Consider the following 15,442-nt stretch of genomic DNA (forward strand, 5'->3'; position numbering starts at 1 on the left):
GGGGTCACGGACGGTCGCAGGTGGGGGTGGCCGGGCGCACGCCCGTGCGCCGCGCCTCGAGGTTCTGCCAGACCAACAGCGCCGGCAGGCCGAGCACGACATCCGGGATCCGGCGGGCGAGGGAGAGGGCGATCGCCGTGCCGGCATCGATCCCGAACAGGCCGCAGACCAGCACGAGGCCGCCCTCCTGCACACCGAGCCCGCTCGGCACCAGGAAGGCCGCAGCCTTGATCGCCTGGCTCAGCGCCTCGATCACCAGGACCTCCGACAGGCTGAGATTCTCGACGCCGATGCAGGTGAGGACGACCGCGACCTCGGCGGCGCCGAGCAGCCAGGCCAGGGCGTGCAGGGCGAAGGACTGGACGAGGCGGCCGCGCCGTTCCGCCGCCCAGACCGTGTCGAGGGCCCCCTGGATCCGCGGCGCCGGCTCGGAACGCGCCTCCGTCTCGCGCACGAAGCGCCGGCCCAGAGCCGCGATGCGATCCTCCAGCACGCGCACGATCCCGGTGCGCTGGAGCGCGAAGAACGCCGCCACCGCGAGGCCCGCCACCGCGAGCGTCCGCAAGGTCCAGTGCGCCAGCTCGGCGGCCGCCGGACCCTCGACCCGGCTCAACAGGCCGGCGCCGAGGCCGGCGAACAGCGCCAGCGTCCCGACCTGGAACAGCATGTCGGCGAGCACCGAGGCCGCCGCCAGGGTGCCGGTCACGCCCCAGAAGGTCAGGAGCCGCGCTCCGAGCACGTCGCCGCCCACCGAGGCCACGGGCAGCAGCACGTTGATGCCCTCGCGCACGAAGCGCAGGATCAGGCAGGCCGAGGCCGGGGCGGGCGACAGCCCGTCCATGATGCGCGCCCAGGCGAGGCCGCAGACCAGCACCACGAGGGCGCGGACCAGCGTGACGCCGGCAAAGCCCACGAAGCCGATCCGCCCGAACGCCGCGGCCACCGCGGAGAGATCGTTGGTCGCCACCAGCCAGACCGCGAGGCCGAGGCCGATCAGCGTGCCGATCAGGGGCAGCCGGCGCAGGACGGCCAGGCCGAAGCGGCGCATCGGGGAGGCGCGGTCGCCGCTCACGGCCGGCCCGCAGGGGATGTGCGCCGAATGGCGGGCAAGGGCGAGCGCTCCAGGTTGCGCCAGTCAAGCATCCGGCGGCGATTCGGCAGGTGCCACCGCCGCTAGGGGGGTATTGGGGCCGAATTCGGGGGCGCACCGCCGCGGTAGCACGGGGCGCAGCACCGCGGCGAGGGCGTCCTGGGGGGCGGCCTCGGGATCGAGCAGGACGACGCGGCCCTCCGCCAGGCTCGCACCCGTGGCCACGGCCACCGCGCGTTTCGGGCAAGGCCCGAGGCAGCCCGACTCGACGATGCAGAGCTTGGTCCGCCCGGTGAGCAGCCCGTCCTTGGCCGCCTGCTTGGCCGCGCCCTTCAGCATCGCCCGCACCGCCCGCGGGCGCAGGCCCTGGCGCTTGGCGCATTTTGAGCACACCACCACGACCTCCGCGAGCTTGGTTTTCGCTGACCGGGTCTTGGCCGACTTGGTGAGGGCCGGTCGGCCGGCGGTGCGGTCTCCGGGGCCGGGGGAGACGCGAGGGCGTGTCATCATCGGGAGACTCTACGGCGCGATACCGGGGCCGGCTACGCTGCCCGTCGCCGCGGTGCGGCAGGGGCGGGGGGCGGTGCCTTAAAAAGGGCCTAAAAGAACGGGATTCCGACCCTGCGCACGGGCCGTCCTCCGGCCGGTTTCGCGGTGGCGGATCCGGCGCAGACCCAGGAACAGTGAGCGGATGAGCTTCGACGACGTCAAGGACGACACGCGCGAAGGCGAACTCGTGACGTTCGCCCCATCGACGATGACCGAGCTGCGCCACGGCGCGGAGACGATCCGTCCGGTGCCTGAGAAGCGCGGCGCCCGGGCGCTGGTGGCCGCGGCGCGCGAGCGTCTCGACTGGACCCGCCTGCCCGGCCTCGGCCGGCGCCGGGAGGACACGTCGAGCTACGGGGCGCGGATCATCCGCCGCGTCGGGATGTTCGTGCTGCTGCCGACCCTGGTGGTCGGCCTGTACCTGTTCGCCTTCGCGTCCAACCAGTACATCGCCGAAGCGCAGTTCACGGTGCGCGGCAACGTCGAGCCGATGGAGAACATCTCGCTCGGCCAGTACACGAACCTGATTCAGAAGCACAACAGCCAGGACAGCTTCATCGTCCGCGACTTCATCGCCAGCCAGACCCTGGTGGAGGCGCTGGAGAAGAGCATCGGCATCTCGAAGATGTTCTCCCGTCCCGAGGCCGATTTCTGGGCCCGGTTCGATCCGAGCGACCCGATCGAGGACCTGACGAAATATTGGCGCAAGCACGTCGATGCGCATATCGATTCGATCTCGGGCGTGATCCGCCTGTCGGTGCGCGCCTTCACCCCGCAGGACGCCCTGACCATTGCCCGCGAGGTGGTGAGCCGGTCCGAGGCGCTGATCAACGACATCTCGAAGCGCGCCCAGGCCGACATGGTCAAGCAGGCCCAGGCGGATGCGACGGTGGCGCAGGAGCGCCTGCGCAAGGCGCATCTCGGGCTGCAGAGCTTTCGCAACCAGTGGGGCGTGATCGACCCGATCAAGACCGCCGAGGGGACGCTCACCACCCTGACGATCCTGCGCAAGGAGAAGCTGAAGCTCGAGACCGACCTGCAGGTCCTGCGCGGCTCGAACCTCGATGAGCGCTCGCGCTCGATCCAGACGCTGGTCTCGAACATCGCGGCCATCGAGCAGCAGATGAAGACGCTGCAGGACGAGCTGACCAATGCCGGCGCGGCCGCGGGCGGCGGCACCAACCTGACCGAGGCGCTGCTCCAGTACGAGGGCCTGCTGGTCGAGCGGACCATCGCGGAAAAACTCGAGGAATCGGCGCACATGCTGCTCGACCGGGCTCGGGTCTCGGCCAGCAAGCAGCACATCTTCCTGGCGACCTTCGTGCCGCCGGTCCTCCCGACCGACAGCCTCTACCCCGAGCGGGGCCACACCCTGATCGTGGCGTTCTTCTGCTTCTTCGTGCTCTGGAGCTCGTCCTCGCTCCTGATCGCCGGCATCCGCGACCAGCGGATGTAAGCCGGCGCCGCGGGGTCTGGATCCCGCGCCGCGCGGTCTGTAGAGGGAGACGGCCCGGTGTCCCGGGCCTCCCCGGTCAATGCGTGAAGTCTAACGGTCCATGTCGGATTTCTCCGATCTCGTCGCGAAGGCGATCCGGCCCTCGATGAGCCGGGCGGAGCGCGAGGCGGTCTACACGGTCGTGCGGCAGGCCGTGCTCCGCCTCCAAGAGCGCGAGGCGCTGCCCCCCGACGACCCGCGCGTCGCGCTCCAGCGCCATCTCGTCGAGGAGACGATCCGCGACGTGGAGGGCGATGTCGCCCGCTACGAATCCCTGCGCAAGCTCGACGCGGCCTTCGCGGCCCAGAACGAGGCCAACAAGGCGTCCCGCAACGGGCGGTGACGCGGGCCGCGGCTCAGGGCGCCGCGGGCGGCCTGATATCGAACAGCTCGTGGAAGGCCCGCCAGCCGGCGGACGTGACATTGAGCGCGCGCGAGCCGGACTGCCGGCGGACCCAGCCCCGTTGCAGGCTGTGCGTGCACAGCGCCGTGCCGAGTCGACCGGCGAGATGCGGGCGGCGCTCGCTCCAATCCAGGCATGGGCGGCACAAGAACTTCGCCCGGCCGCCGGCTGCCGCATCGAGACCAAGGGCAGCCAGCCGATTCAGGCCCTCCGGTGTGACCAGCGCCCCGTCCTCGGCGAGCTCGACCCAGTTCCGGGCCACCAGCGCATCGGCGAGCTGGACGCCGAGCCAGCCGGCCATGTGATCGTAGCAGGTCCGCGCCAGGCGCAGGTGCGGATCCCGCGGTCCGGTGCGGGGCCGACGCACCGCCGCATTGGAGGCAAGTAGCATGAGGCTTTCCAGCAGCCGGGCGACCTCCGGGCTGGCGAGGCGGTGGTAGCGGTGCCAGCCCTGCTTCGACACGGTCACGAGGGACGCCGCCGCGAGCTGCGCGAGATGGCCGCTCGCCGTCTGCGGCGTGATCCCGGCGGCCTGCGCCAGCTCGGAGGCCGTCAGGGCGCGACCATCCATCAGGGCTTGCAGCATGGCCACGCGCGCCGGATCGCCCACCAGGGCGCCGACCTGCGCGACCGAGACCGTCGTCACCATCGCTCCACCTCGTACCCCGATTCATAGCGGCTTTCGGGCGGCGATGGTTCGGTGCCCACCGAAGCAGCCGGCCGGTTGCCTCGGCCATAGGTCCGGCCAGGGACGGCGACCCCGACGACCTCCGAAGCCGAGCGCGGGATCGCCGGATCGGGCGACGCTTCCGGTCGTCCAGTCTCTCCGACCGCGTGGAGTTTCGAGCATGGGCAGCCTATCGGATTTCTATGGCTGGCGCGTCGTGGCCGCCGCCTTCATCGTCGCGGTGTTCGGCTGGGGCGTCGGCTTCTACGGGCCGCCGGTCTATCTGGAGGTGGTCCGGCAGGCCCATGGCTGGCCGATCACCCTGGTGTCCGGGGCCGTGACCCTGCATTTCCTGGCGGGCGTCGGCATCGTCGCCAACCTGCCCGCTTTGCATCGACGCTTCGGCTTGCCCGCCGTGACCTTCGCCGGGGCCGTGGTGCTGGCGCTGGGCGTCCTGGGCTGGGCCTGTGCCCAGACCCCCGGGCAGCTCTATGCCGCCGCGCTGCTGACCGGCGCGGGCTGGCCGGCGCTCGGTGCCGCGGCCGTGAACGCCATGATCGCCCCGTGGTTCGTCGCGCGGCGCCCGGCCGCTTTGAGCATGGCCTATAACGGCGCGAGCATCGGCGGGGTCCTGTTCTCCCCGCTCTGGGTCGCGCTGATCGGCCGGGTCGGCTTTCCGGCGGCGGCTCTGATCGTCGGTGCCGTCATGGTCGGCACGCTCGGGCTGCTCGCGCTGATCGTGCTCCCACGGACCCCCGGCGGAATGGGCCAAATTCCCGATGGCAATGCCGGTGCAGCCGCAAATCCGAAGATGGAGAGCGCCCCCATGCGCCCCGTGGCGCGTCTGGCGCACGACCGGGCGTTCCTGACGCTGAGCCTCGGCATGGCCCTGGCACTGTTCGCCCAGATCGGCCTGATCGCCCAGTTCGTCTCCGTGCTCGCGCCGGCCCTTGGGACGCAGGGGGCGGGCCTCGCGGCCGGGCTCTCGACCGCCGCGGCCATCGCCGGGCGGATGCTCGTCGGCTGGTGCATGCCGGCCGGCGCGGATCGCCGCGCCGTCGCCGCGCTCAACCTGCTGGTCCAGGCGTTGGGCTGCGGCGTGCTGATCCTGTCCGGCAGCACCGACGTTGCCCTGCTGCTCCTCGGAATCGTCCTGGTCGGGTCCAGCATCGGAAACGCGACCTCGCTGCCGCCGCTCATCGCGCAGGTCGAGTTCGCCCAGGCCGACGCGCCGCGGGTGGTCGCGCTGATCGTGGCGCTCTCGCAGGCCGCCTACGCCTTCGCGCCGGCCCTGTTCGGCCTGCTGCGGCAGCTCGGATCGGACAATGCGATCTTTTGGGCCGCCGCCGCCATCCAGCTCGCGGCAAGCGGCGCCTATCTCGCGGGTTGCCGCGCGTGCAAGCTGCGCCCGGGCGCGATCGGGCCGCTTCCACGCGCGTGATACGGCCGTCAGTCCAAGAAACAGCTCAGCCGTAAGCCGCGCTCGCCCGGACGGCGCCGGGCTCGGCCACGTCGAGGCCGGCCGAGACGTACTCGTTGAGCTTGTTGCGCAGGGTGCGGATCGAGATGCCGAGGATCTTGGCTGCGTGGGTGCGGTTGCCGAGGCAATGGTCGAGGGTGTCGAGGATCAGGTCGCACTCGACCTGCGCCACGGTCCGGCCGACCAGGCCGCGGGTGGCGGCCTCGGCGGCCTGCACGGCGCGGCCGGCGGGCCCTTCCGTGGCGATCGACTCGCCGTCCGGGGACAGGATCGCGTCGGGGCCGATCTCGGGCCCGGAGGCCAGAAGGACCGCCCGGTGCAGGGTGTTCTCGAGCTCGCGGACGTTGCCGCGCCAGGGGTTCTTCAGCATCAGCGCCCGCGCCTCGGCGCTGAGCGGCCGGGCCGGCACGCCGTTCACCTCGGCGTATTTCCGGGCGAAATGGGCGGCGAGTTCCAGGATGTCGGCCGGCCGGTCGCGCAGGGCCGGCAGCTTCAGCGAGACGACGTTGAGCCGGTAGAACAGGTCCTCCCGGAACGTGCCCTTGCGGACTTCCTCCATCAGGTTGCGGTTCGAGGTCGCCAGCACGCGGATATCGACCCGCACCGGGGCGGTGCCGCCGACCCGGTCGATCACCCGCTCCTGCAGGGCGCGCAGCAGCTTCGACTGCAGGCGGACATCCATCTCGGAGATCTCGTCGAGCAGCAGGGTGCCGCCATTGGCCTCCTCGAACCGGCCGATGCGCCGGGCGACCGCGCCGGTGAACGCACCTTTCTCGTGGCCGAACAGCTCGGATTCGAGCAGGGCCTCGGGGATCGCCGCGCAATTGACCGAGACGAACGGCTTGCCGGCCCGGTGGGATTTCAGGTGGACGTGGCGGGCCAGCACCTCCTTGCCGGTGCCGCTCTCGCCGGTGATCAGTACCGAGGCCTCGGAGGGGGCGACCTGCTCGGCGAGCTTGACCACCCGCTCCATCGACGGGTCGCGCCAGACGAAGGCGGCGCGGTCGGAGGCGACCGCCTCCAGCACCGCGGCGATCAGCTCGGGATCGGGCGGGAGCGGGATGTACTCCTTGGCCCCGGCCCGGATCGCCGCGACCGCGGTCTGCGCGTCGGCCGAAACCCCGCAGGCCACGACCGGCGTGCGGATGCGCTCGGCTTCCAGCGCGTCGACGAGATCGCGCACCTCCAGCGACACGTCGATCATGATCAGGTCGGCGCCCTTGGCACGCAGGACGTTGAGGCCCTGCGGGATCGCGTCCGCCTGCGTCACCGAGGCGCCGCGCCGCATCGCGATCTTGGAGGCGGTGATCAGCTCGCCGTTGAGCCGCCCGATCATCAGGAGCCGCATGGTTCGTCCCTCTCAAATGTCGTGGCGTGAGGTGCAAGCCGCCTCGCAAGGCGGCGGTCTCCCGCGCAAAGTCCCAAAAAAATCATTCGCCCTTGACGATCTCGGTCATCGTCACGCCGAGCCGGTCCTCGACGAGGACGACCTCGCCGCGGGCGACGAGTCGGTTGTTGACGAACACGTCGATCGCCTCGCCGACCTTCCGGTCGAGTTCGAGCACGGCGCCGGGGGCGAGCCGGAGCAGGTCGCCGATCGGCATCCGCGAGGAGCCGAGCACCGCCGAGACCATCACGGGCACGTCGAACAGCTGCTCCAGGTCGGCGGCCGTCTTCGGGGTGGTGGGCGTGTCGCGGATCGAGCCCGCGGCGTAGTCGGGATCGGTGTCACCGAGCTGGGGCAGGCTGAAATCGTCGGACATCCGGGATCCTTAGGCGGTCGGGGGCAGGCCGAGGGCGTCGGCGACGGCGGCCTCGATGCGGGCGCGCTCGCGGACGATGCCGCCGTCGGCCCATTCGATGCGGGCGTCGCCCGCCTGCATGTCGGGATCGCCCAGCACCACGAGGCGGCCCTCGTAGCCGCGCTCGCGGGCGAGTTTCTTCACCAGGGCCTCGGCGTCCTCGACGAGGCCGTCATGCACGCGGACCACGAGATGGGGCACGCCGCGCAGGTGCTGGAGCGCCGTGCGGGCGGCCTCGCCGATGCTGGCCAGCGGGGCGGCGTCGAGGGCGTCGCCGGCGACCTTCCGGGCGATCAGCACGGCGACCTCGACCGCCTGCGCCTCGCGCTCGGCATCGTGGGCGTCGGCCCGGGCGAGGAGGGCGGCGGCGGCCTGGGCCAGGTGGCTCAGCGCGCCGGCGAGCCGGCCCTGGATCTCGGCCTCGGCCTGGATCAGGCCCTCCTGCACGCCGCGGGCATGCGCCTCCACCTCCGCGCGGGCCGCCGCCTCGGCGGCGCGCTGGGCCGCCGCGCTCGGGCGCGGGCTGCGGAAGTCGGTCTCGAACAAGAACGGCTTCGCGATCTGGGGCGACGAGGCGTTCAATAGACCAGCTCCTCCTCGGCGCTGTTCTTGGCGATCATGATCTCGCCCTTCTCGGCGAGGTCCTTGGCGACCTCGGTCATCTTCGTTTGCGCCTCATCGACCTCCTTGAGGCGGACCGGGCCCAGCGAGGCCATCTCGTCCGTCAGGTTCTTGGCGGCCCGGGTCGACATCTGCTTCATGAAGAAGGCCCGGGTCGGCTCGTTGGCGCCCTTGAGCGCCCGGCACAGGGTCGCGCCGTCGATCCTCTGCATCAGGGTCTGGACGCTGCCCGGATCGAGCTTCAGCAGATCCTCGAAGGTGAACATCAGCTCGCGGATGCGCTTGGCCGAGCCGCGATTGGCCTGGTCGAGGGCGGCCAGGAACCGGCCCTCGGTCTGGCGGTCGAAGGCGTTGAACACGTCCGCCATCATCTCGTGGGCGTCGCGGCGCTGGGTCTGGGCGATGGTCGAGACGAACTCGACCCGCAGGGTCTCCTCGATGTGGCGCAGGGCCTCCTTCTGCACCGTCTCCATGCGGAGCATCCGGTTCAGGACGTCGATGGCGAATTCCTCGGGCAGGATGGTGAGCACCTTGGCGGCGTAGTCGGCCCGCACCCGCGACAGCACCACCGCCACGGTCTGCGGGTACTCGTTGCGCAGGAACGAGGCCAGGATCTCCGGATCGACCTGGGCGATCGAGGCCCAGACGCGCTTGCCCGAGGCGCCCTTGATCTCGGCCATGATCAGCGAGACCTGATCGCTGGGGAAGATCTTCAGGAGCAGCGCCTCGGTGCGCTCGAAGTTCGACGAGATGCCGCCGCTGTTGCTGAGCTTCGTCACGAACTCGATGATCAGCCGCTCGACGGTGGCGACTTCCAGCGTGCCGAGCTGGACCATCGCGTGGCTGACCTTCTTGACCTCGTCCTCCTCCAGCATCTGCCAGATCGGCGCGCCCTCGGCCTCGCCAAGCATGAGAAGCAGCGCGGCCGCGCGCTGCGCACCGGGCATCGCCGCGAAGGCGTCGCCGCCCTCGGCCGTCAGGGAATTCGCCAGTCCTGCCGCCATCGTTCGTCCCCGATCCTCGACGCGCTACTCTTCCTGGATCCAACCGCGCAGCACCTCGACCGTCTCGGCCGGGCTGGCCCGGACCATGTCGACGACGCGCTGCACGGTGTCGGCCTGGATCTGGCCGTTGATCTTGGCGAACTCCATCAGCCGGGCGGTCGGGCTGTCGCGCTCGATCATCGTGACCGTCGCACCCGCGGCTGCGGCGGCGGCGGCCTCGGCGAGGGTCGCGGGGGCGGCCAGGACCGGCGGGGCCGGGACCGGCGCCAGCACCTGCCGCAACAGCGGCCGCACCACCGTGAGCAGGACGATCAGGGTCAGGAGCGCCAGCACCGAGAGCTCGGCCATGCGCAGCACGTCCTCCTTGGTCGGCGCGAGCAGCGACTCGATCAGGGTCGGCTCGGTGAATTGCGGCACGCTCGGCGCCTCGGCGAAGCGCAGGTTCACCACCTCGATCTGGTCGCCGCGGGCCTTGTCGAAGCCGACCGCGCTCCGGACCAGGGCGGTGATCCGCTCGATCTCGGCGGGCGGGCGCGGCGTGTAGGTCTGCTTGCCGTCGGGGGCGATGGCGTAGATCCCGTCGACCACCACGGCGACCGACAGGCGCTTGACCCGGCCGCCCTCGGCGATCTCGGTCTTGGTGACCTTCGAGATCTCGTAGTTGGTGGTCTCCTCGTTCTTGTTGGTCGCGTCCTTCGGGGCCGGGGGCTTGTCGCCGCCATTGGCGCCCGGCAGCTCGTTGCCGACCGTGACCTGGCCGTCGGCATTGCCGGTGACGGCCGATTCGGTCCGGGTCTGGGCCGAGCGCACGACCCGGCTCTCCGGGTCGAAGGTCTCGGAGCGGCTCTCGATCCGGTTGAGGTCCAGCTCGGCATTCACCTGGACCCGGGCACGGCCCGGGCCGACGATGCCGGCCATCACGTCCTCGATCTGGCCGCGTAGGCGCCGCTCCAGACCGATCTGCCGATCCTCGAAGGCGCTCGCGGCGTTGGGATCGGCGTCCTTGGCGCCGTCGGCCAGCAGGCGGCCGCGCTCGTCGACGATCGAGACCCGCTCGGGCTTCAGGCCCTCCACGGCGGAGGCGGCGAGGTGCCGGATCGCCCGCACCTGCCCGGCATCGAGCTCGCCCATCAGCTTCAGCACGATGGCGGCGCTCGGGGTCTCCCGGTCGCGCTCGAACAGGCGCCGCTCGGGCAGGACCAGGTGGACCCGGGCCGCCTGGACCCGGCCGATCGCCCGGATCGAACGCGACAGCTCGCCCTCCAGGGCGCGCAGGTGGTTCACGTTCTGCACGAAGTTGGTGGACGAGAACGCGTCGCCCTTGTCGAAGATCTCGTAGCCGACGCCGGCCTGGACCGGCAGGCCCTTGCCGGCGAGGTCCATCCGCAGCCGGGCGAGGTCGGCCCGGGGCGCCATGATGGTCTGGCCGGTATCGCCCTTCGATTCGTAGCGGATGCCGCGGCTGTCGAGCTCGCGGATCACGGCGGCCGAATCCTGCATCGTCAGGTCGGAGAACAGCACGCCCATATCGGGGCGCGAGACCCGCAGGATGATGAAGGCGAAGAAGCCGATGAGGGTCAGCGTCACCGCCGCCATGGCGGCGATCCGGGCGGGTCCGAGCTTCGTGACGAGATCGAGGACCAGCTTCACGGGATGGTTCGCTGCACTCTAACGCTGGCGGCGCCCGACGGGCCGCCCGGCAGAAATTGCCCAGCCCAAGGTTAGCGGGGCGTTAATGCCGGGCGCCGTACGGGCGTTAAAGACGGCCCTGGAACGGAACGAAGCCGCATCCGGGGTGCGGAAGCGGCTTCGGACGGCTTTTTTGGGGGATCGGGCCGCACGGGGCGCGATCCCGACTCCCATCGGCTCAGTGCCGGTAGTGCTGGATCCGGGTCGTCCGCAGCCCGGCGAGGCCGTGCTGGTCGATCGAGAACTGCCAGCTCAGGAATTCCTCGGTGGTCAAGGTGTAGCGCTTGCACGCCTCCTCGAGACTGAGGAGGCCACCGCGCACGGCGGCCACGACCTCTGCCTTGCGCCGGATCACCCAGCGGCGGGTGCTCGGCGGCGGAAGATCCGCGATGGTCAGAGGAGAGCCGTCGGGCCCGATCACGTATTTGACTCTCGGGCGGCTGGGTTCGGTCATGATACGCTCTACACTCGACTGACCTGTCGAGCGTTGAAGGTACTTGCCTCCGCTTAAGAGATGTTGAAGCGGATCACTCGGATATGATTCGTCAGGTGCCACTTGTGGACAACCCTATGCTTTGCACGCTGCTGAGCGGAACTTTCTGAGAGCCGATCATCAGGACCGGCGCCGCGCCGCTGAGGTCGACCGAGTCCACCGTCCCGTTGAGGCTGGTGTCGACCGCCACGTTCGCCCCGGTCGTATCGGAGGCCGAGACCTTGATCGAATAGGCCCCGTCGGGCGCGGTCAGCCCTGCCGAAGTCTTGCCGTTCCAGCTGTAGGTTTGGCTGCCGGCGGTGAGCGACGTGGTCTGTGTCGCCACGACGTTGTTCTTAGAATCGAGGATCGTCACCACTGCCTTGGGGGCAGCCCGGGCGGGTGTCAGCGTCCAGGATGCCGAGCCCTTGGACAGCTGGGACGCGCTGCCATCGGCCGTGATGCTCTTGCCGATATAGCTCGTGGCCGAGGCGGAACTCGCCGATTTCGACGCGGTCAGGATGCTGTCAAGGCGATCATTGGACTTGAGCTGCTGCTCGACGCCCGCGAACTGGACCAGCTGCTGAGTGAACTGGTTGGTATCCATCGGGTCGAGGGGGTTCTGGTTCTTGAGCTGCGTGGTGAGCAGCGTCAGGAACTGCGTGAAGTTGCTGGCGATCTCGCTGGCATTGCCGCTCGCGGTGGCGCTCGACGCTGTGGATGACGTGTTGGTAACGCTGGATATGCCGGAGGTCATGCGGCTCGCTCCCGTGGCGCGTCGGGGCGGACAGCCGGGACGCGGGATGTTTCGATGTGGTCGCGCATCGCGCTAGATCCGGATGTCGAGGCCGCCGTAGCCGCGCAGCCAGCGCGTCGGGGCGGTCTCCTGGGGCGCCTCGGCGCGATCCTGCGCCCAGGCCGTCTGGCCGCTCCGGGGCGCCTCGCCCTGGCCGCCGCCCGCGCCGCCCTGGGCGTTGCCGTCGCTGCGCAGCGACAGGTTGAGCCCGCCCGCGGACGGATCGAGCCCGGCCTGAGACAGGGCCTGCTGCAGCTGGTTGGCGTCGCGCTGGAGCATGGCCAGCGTCTCGGGCCGCTCGACCACCAGGTGGGTCGTCACCGTGCCGCGGGCCTTGTCGATCTCGAGCTTGACGTCGATCCGCCCGAGTTCGGCGGGGTCGAGCCGGATCTGGAATTCGCTCGACCCGGCAAGGGAGCGCAACCCAATGGTCATCGGCACCTGGCCGATCGGCACCGCCGGATCCACCGGGGCCTGCGCCTGGGTCGGGGTCGGCGCGGCGGCCTGCGTCGCGGCGGTATGCGTCCCGGCTGCCTGCGGGGCGAGAACGGATGCGTCCGGATTGCCCTGGGGCAGGGCTGGGACCGGCGCCTGCAGACCCGCGGCCGCGCCCTGTCCGCTCCCCTGGCCGGCATCCGCCAGGGCGGCCAAAAAGTCCGAGCCGGCGGACGCGCTTGAAGCCGCCTCTGTCCCCGCGGGATCAACCGCGCCGGCCTTCACGGCCTCCACCGGGCTCGCGCCCTGGCCCGAAGCCCGCAGAGTTGTGGGCGCCACGCCCATCTTGGTCCCGGCGCCGGCCGAAGCCGCGGCGGCATCGGCGATGTCGGCATGCGCCGTCGCTGAACCCGCCGCGCCCGAACCCGCGGCACCGGCGCCGACCGCTCCGGTCGCCCCCACTTCTCCGCTCTCTCCACCGGCCGCGGCGGCGCCGGCCAGGACGGGGGCACCCTTGACCAGCTCGGCCAGCAGGGACTGCAGCGTTCCCGGCACCGCTGGGCTCGCCGGCTGAGGTGCTGTCTGCGGCGGCGCCTCGCTCGGCACGGCTTCGATCTGGGCGGTCTCGGTGGCGGCTGGATCCCCCGCTTTCGTGTCGGTCTTGGCGGCATCGGCGGCCGTCGCATCGGTCGCGGCTTCCGGTGCGGGGGGGCTGGCCGTATCGGAGGCCGGCTGCGCCTTCGGATCCGTGTCTCGGGCAGCCCCGGCGGGGGTGGATGTCGAGGCTTTCGCCGGCGCCTGCACCCCGGCGCGGGACATCGATGTGTCAGACCGCTTGTCTGGAGGCGTCGCAGTCTGAGCCTGCGCGCGGGGCTCCGGCGGCTTGGCGGGATTGGTGGGCCGGGCGTCCGGCCGGGCGGCGGCGCGGGCCTTCGCGGTATCGGCCGCATCCCGCGCACGCTCCGCGGCCGTGCGGGCCGCGTCGGCCTGGCTGCGCTGGGTGTCCGTGCGAGCCTGTGTCGCCGCCGCATCGTCCCGAGCCCGGGCCGCGCTCAGCGCCGCGCCGAAGCGATCCTGCGACGAGTCGCCGGATCGGGCGGCAACGCCCGCCGCATCCCAGCTCGATCGCGTGGTTGACGCCGCGCGGGCGGACGGAATCCACCCGGTGACATCCAACCGATCCGCCGCACCGCTCGCCATGCTGGGCTCCTCTCGATGGGAGTTGAGCAAGGGCCAGGCCATTGGGGCGGTTGGATAACAGACTGATTGATAATGACTTTTGTCGTGCCGCTCTCGGGTGCCGGATATCGTCCGGGTCCGAAGCTGCCGCGCGCCCGGCAGCATTTGCCGGGTGGGGGGCACTCGGTCGCTGGGTCATGCAGGCCGGAGAGACACCCGCGGCTCCCTCCCATCTCAGGGGGCTGTGATGATCACCATCGTTACTTTGGAGACGGGACGTGCCCCCTCTCCCGTGCGGGAGAGGGTTGGGGTGAGGGACTAGGTTCATCCGGAAAGGTCGCATCCCTCACCCTGTCCCTCTCCCGCGCGGGAGAGGGGACTTGCGCGTCGTCCGGAAACCTCTGCCTCCTTTTGGCTGCAGCGAGGGTGGACGGCGCTTGCTGCCGGGATTGATCCCACGTCCCGCACCGCGCCCGCGCAAACCGGCTCGCCCCCGTCAAAAAACGCCGCCCTGGAAAGCCAACCCGACTCCCGCTATAGACGGGCCGTGCAGCCGAGACGCCTTTCAGCCGGCGGCGGCGGACCCCTGCGATGAACGCCCTCGACCTTCCCAAGCCAGCCCACGAGACGCGCGTCGTCGTCGCCATGTCCGGCGGCGTCGATTCCTCCGTGGTCGCGGGGCTCCTGAAGCGGCAGGGCTTCGACGTGGTCGGCGTCACGCTCCAACTCTACGACCACGGCGCCGCGACCCATCGCAAGGGCGCCTGCTGCGCCGGCCAGGACATCAACGACGCCCGGGCCGCGGCCGAGCATCTCGGCATCCCGCATTACGTCCTCGATTACGAGGACCGGTTCCGCGACGCGGTGATCGAAAAATTCGCCGAGAGCTACCTCGCCGGCGAGACGCCGATCCCCTGCGTCGAGTGCAATCGCACGGTGAAGTTCCGCGACCTTTTGGGTCTCGCCCGGGATCTCGACGCCGACGCCCTGGCGACTGGCCACTACGTGGCGAGCCGTGCCCTGCCGGAGGGCGGCCGGGCGCTGCATCGCGCGCTCGATCCGGCCCGGGACCAGAGCTATTTCCTGTACGCGACGACCGCCGAGCAGCTCGCCTACCTGCGCTTTCCCCTGGGCGAGATGTCCAAGGTCGAGACCCGGGCGCTCGCCAAGGATCTCGGCCTGTCGCTCGCCGAGAAGCCGGACAGCCAGGACATCTGCTTCGTGCCGCAGGGCCGCTACAGCGACGTGATCGCCCGCCTGCGGCCGGACGCGGCCCGGCCCGGCGAGATCGTCGACCTCGCCGGCCACGTCCTCGGCCGGCACGACGGCATCGTTCATTATACGGTCGGCCAGCGCCGGGGCCTCGGCCTGTCGGGCTCCGAGCCGCTCTACGTGGTGCGCCTGGAGCCGGACGCCGCCCGGGTGGTGGTTGGGCCGCGTACCGCCCTGGCGACGACCCGGATCCGCCTGTCGGACCTCAACTGGCTGGGCGAGGGCCGGCCCGAGTCGGTGCGCGACCTGCCCGTGGCAGTCCGCGTCCGCTCGACCCGGCCGCCCCGGCCGGCGACGCTCAGCATCGGTCCGGACGGCACCGCCGAGGTGGTGCTGGCCGAGCCCGAGGATGGCGTATCCCCCGGCCAGGCCTGCGCGATCTACGGCGACGACGGCCCCCGGGCTCGGGTGCTCGGCGGCGGCACCATCCGCAGGGTCGATGCGTTGTCGGCCCGGCCCCGCGAAGCCGCCTGATCTCAATCTCTGGA

The 15,442-nt window shown here is 71.0% G+C and carries 15 protein-coding genes; 4 read left to right on the forward strand and 11 right to left on the reverse strand.

From position 1 onward, the window contains the following. Nucleotides 1-4: 4 nt before the first annotated feature. Nucleotides 5-1,048, reverse strand: coding sequence for a flippase-like domain-containing protein (locus tag MKK67_RS07705; RefSeq protein ID WP_279601493.1), 1,044 nt, complete (start codon nucleotides 1,046-1,048; stop codon nucleotides 5-7). A gap of 87 nt (nucleotides 1,049-1,135) precedes the next feature. Further along, nucleotides 1,136-1,600: a hypothetical protein gene (locus MKK67_RS07710; RefSeq protein WP_243963206.1), complete on the reverse strand. Its 465-nt coding sequence runs from the start codon at nucleotides 1,598-1,600 to the stop codon at nucleotides 1,136-1,138. 181 nt (nucleotides 1,601-1,781) lie between these two features. On the opposite strand from MKK67_RS07710, the gene MKK67_RS07715 reads away from it, so the two are divergent. Both MKK67_RS07715 and MKK67_RS07720 read left to right on the forward strand, forming a co-directional pair. Further along, a complete protein-coding gene (locus tag MKK67_RS07715) occupies nucleotides 1,782-3,095 on the forward strand; it encodes a capsule biosynthesis protein (protein ID WP_243963208.1) in 1,314 nt (437 codons plus the stop codon). 100 nt (nucleotides 3,096-3,195) lie between these two features. Beyond that, entirely contained in the window at nucleotides 3,196-3,477 is a 282-nt protein-coding gene (locus MKK67_RS07720) for a hypothetical protein (protein WP_243963210.1), read from the forward strand. A gap of 13 nt (nucleotides 3,478-3,490) precedes the next feature. On the opposite strand, the gene MKK67_RS07725 is transcribed toward MKK67_RS07720, so the two are convergent. After that, nucleotides 3,491-4,186, reverse strand: coding sequence for an ArsR/SmtB family transcription factor (locus tag MKK67_RS07725; RefSeq protein ID WP_243963211.1), 696 nt, complete (start codon nucleotides 4,184-4,186; stop codon nucleotides 3,491-3,493). A 199-nt stretch (nucleotides 4,187-4,385) separates the two neighbouring features. Between MKK67_RS07725 and MKK67_RS07730 the strand changes: the two genes are divergently transcribed. Next, nucleotides 4,386-5,645, forward strand: a complete 1,260-nt coding sequence (locus MKK67_RS07730; protein ID WP_243963212.1) for an MFS transporter — start codon at nucleotides 4,386-4,388, stop codon at nucleotides 5,643-5,645. A 25-nt stretch (nucleotides 5,646-5,670) separates the two neighbouring features. On the opposite strand, the gene MKK67_RS07735 is transcribed toward MKK67_RS07730, so the two are convergent. From MKK67_RS07735 to MKK67_RS07770, 8 genes are all read right to left on the reverse strand, one after another. After that, complete coding sequence (locus MKK67_RS07735; RefSeq protein WP_243963213.1) at nucleotides 5,671-7,032, reverse strand: sigma-54-dependent transcriptional regulator; 1,362 nt, start codon at nucleotides 7,030-7,032, stop codon at nucleotides 5,671-5,673. An 82-nt stretch (nucleotides 7,033-7,114) separates the two neighbouring features. Next, nucleotides 7,115-7,447: a flagellar motor switch protein FliN gene (gene fliN / locus MKK67_RS07740; protein WP_058194015.1), complete on the reverse strand. Its 333-nt coding sequence runs from the start codon at nucleotides 7,445-7,447 to the stop codon at nucleotides 7,115-7,117. Between the two features lie 9 nt (nucleotides 7,448-7,456). Beyond that, nucleotides 7,457-8,068, reverse strand: a complete 612-nt coding sequence (locus MKK67_RS07745; protein WP_243963214.1) for a FliH/SctL family protein — start codon at nucleotides 8,066-8,068, stop codon at nucleotides 7,457-7,459. Continuing rightward, nucleotides 8,065-9,111 (reverse strand): flagellar motor switch protein FliG, encoded by a 1,047-nt coding sequence (locus MKK67_RS07750; RefSeq protein ID WP_243963215.1) that lies wholly within the window; start codon nucleotides 9,109-9,111, stop codon nucleotides 8,065-8,067. The genes MKK67_RS07745 and MKK67_RS07750 overlap by 4 nt, the downstream gene beginning before the upstream one ends. Before the next feature lie 24 nt (nucleotides 9,112-9,135). Continuing rightward, the gene (fliF, locus tag MKK67_RS07755) at nucleotides 9,136-10,761 is read right to left on the reverse strand and encodes a flagellar basal-body MS-ring/collar protein FliF (RefSeq protein WP_243963216.1); all 1,626 of its coding nucleotides are present in this window, start codon (nucleotides 10,759-10,761) and stop codon (nucleotides 9,136-9,138) included. A 217-nt stretch (nucleotides 10,762-10,978) separates the two neighbouring features. Continuing rightward, nucleotides 10,979-11,254: a DUF1153 domain-containing protein gene (locus MKK67_RS07760; RefSeq protein WP_007569077.1), complete on the reverse strand. Its 276-nt coding sequence runs from the start codon at nucleotides 11,252-11,254 to the stop codon at nucleotides 10,979-10,981. A gap of 91 nt (nucleotides 11,255-11,345) precedes the next feature. Continuing rightward, nucleotides 11,346-12,029, reverse strand: coding sequence for a flagellar hook assembly protein FlgD (locus tag MKK67_RS07765; RefSeq protein ID WP_243963218.1), 684 nt, complete (start codon nucleotides 12,027-12,029; stop codon nucleotides 11,346-11,348). 72 nt (nucleotides 12,030-12,101) lie between these two features. Next, nucleotides 12,102-13,703: a flagellar hook-length control protein FliK gene (locus MKK67_RS07770; protein ID WP_243963220.1), complete on the reverse strand. Its 1,602-nt coding sequence runs from the start codon at nucleotides 13,701-13,703 to the stop codon at nucleotides 12,102-12,104. A 570-nt stretch (nucleotides 13,704-14,273) separates the two neighbouring features. On the opposite strand from MKK67_RS07770, the gene mnmA reads away from it, so the two are divergent. After that, nucleotides 14,274-15,428, forward strand: coding sequence for a tRNA 2-thiouridine(34) synthase MnmA (gene mnmA, locus MKK67_RS07775; protein ID WP_243963221.1), 1,155 nt, complete (start codon nucleotides 14,274-14,276; stop codon nucleotides 15,426-15,428). The last annotated feature ends 14 nt before the right edge of the window (nucleotides 15,429-15,442 follow it).

Source organism: Methylobacterium sp. J-072 (assembly GCF_022829425.1).
GTDB lineage: Bacteria > Pseudomonadota > Alphaproteobacteria > Rhizobiales > Beijerinckiaceae > Methylobacterium.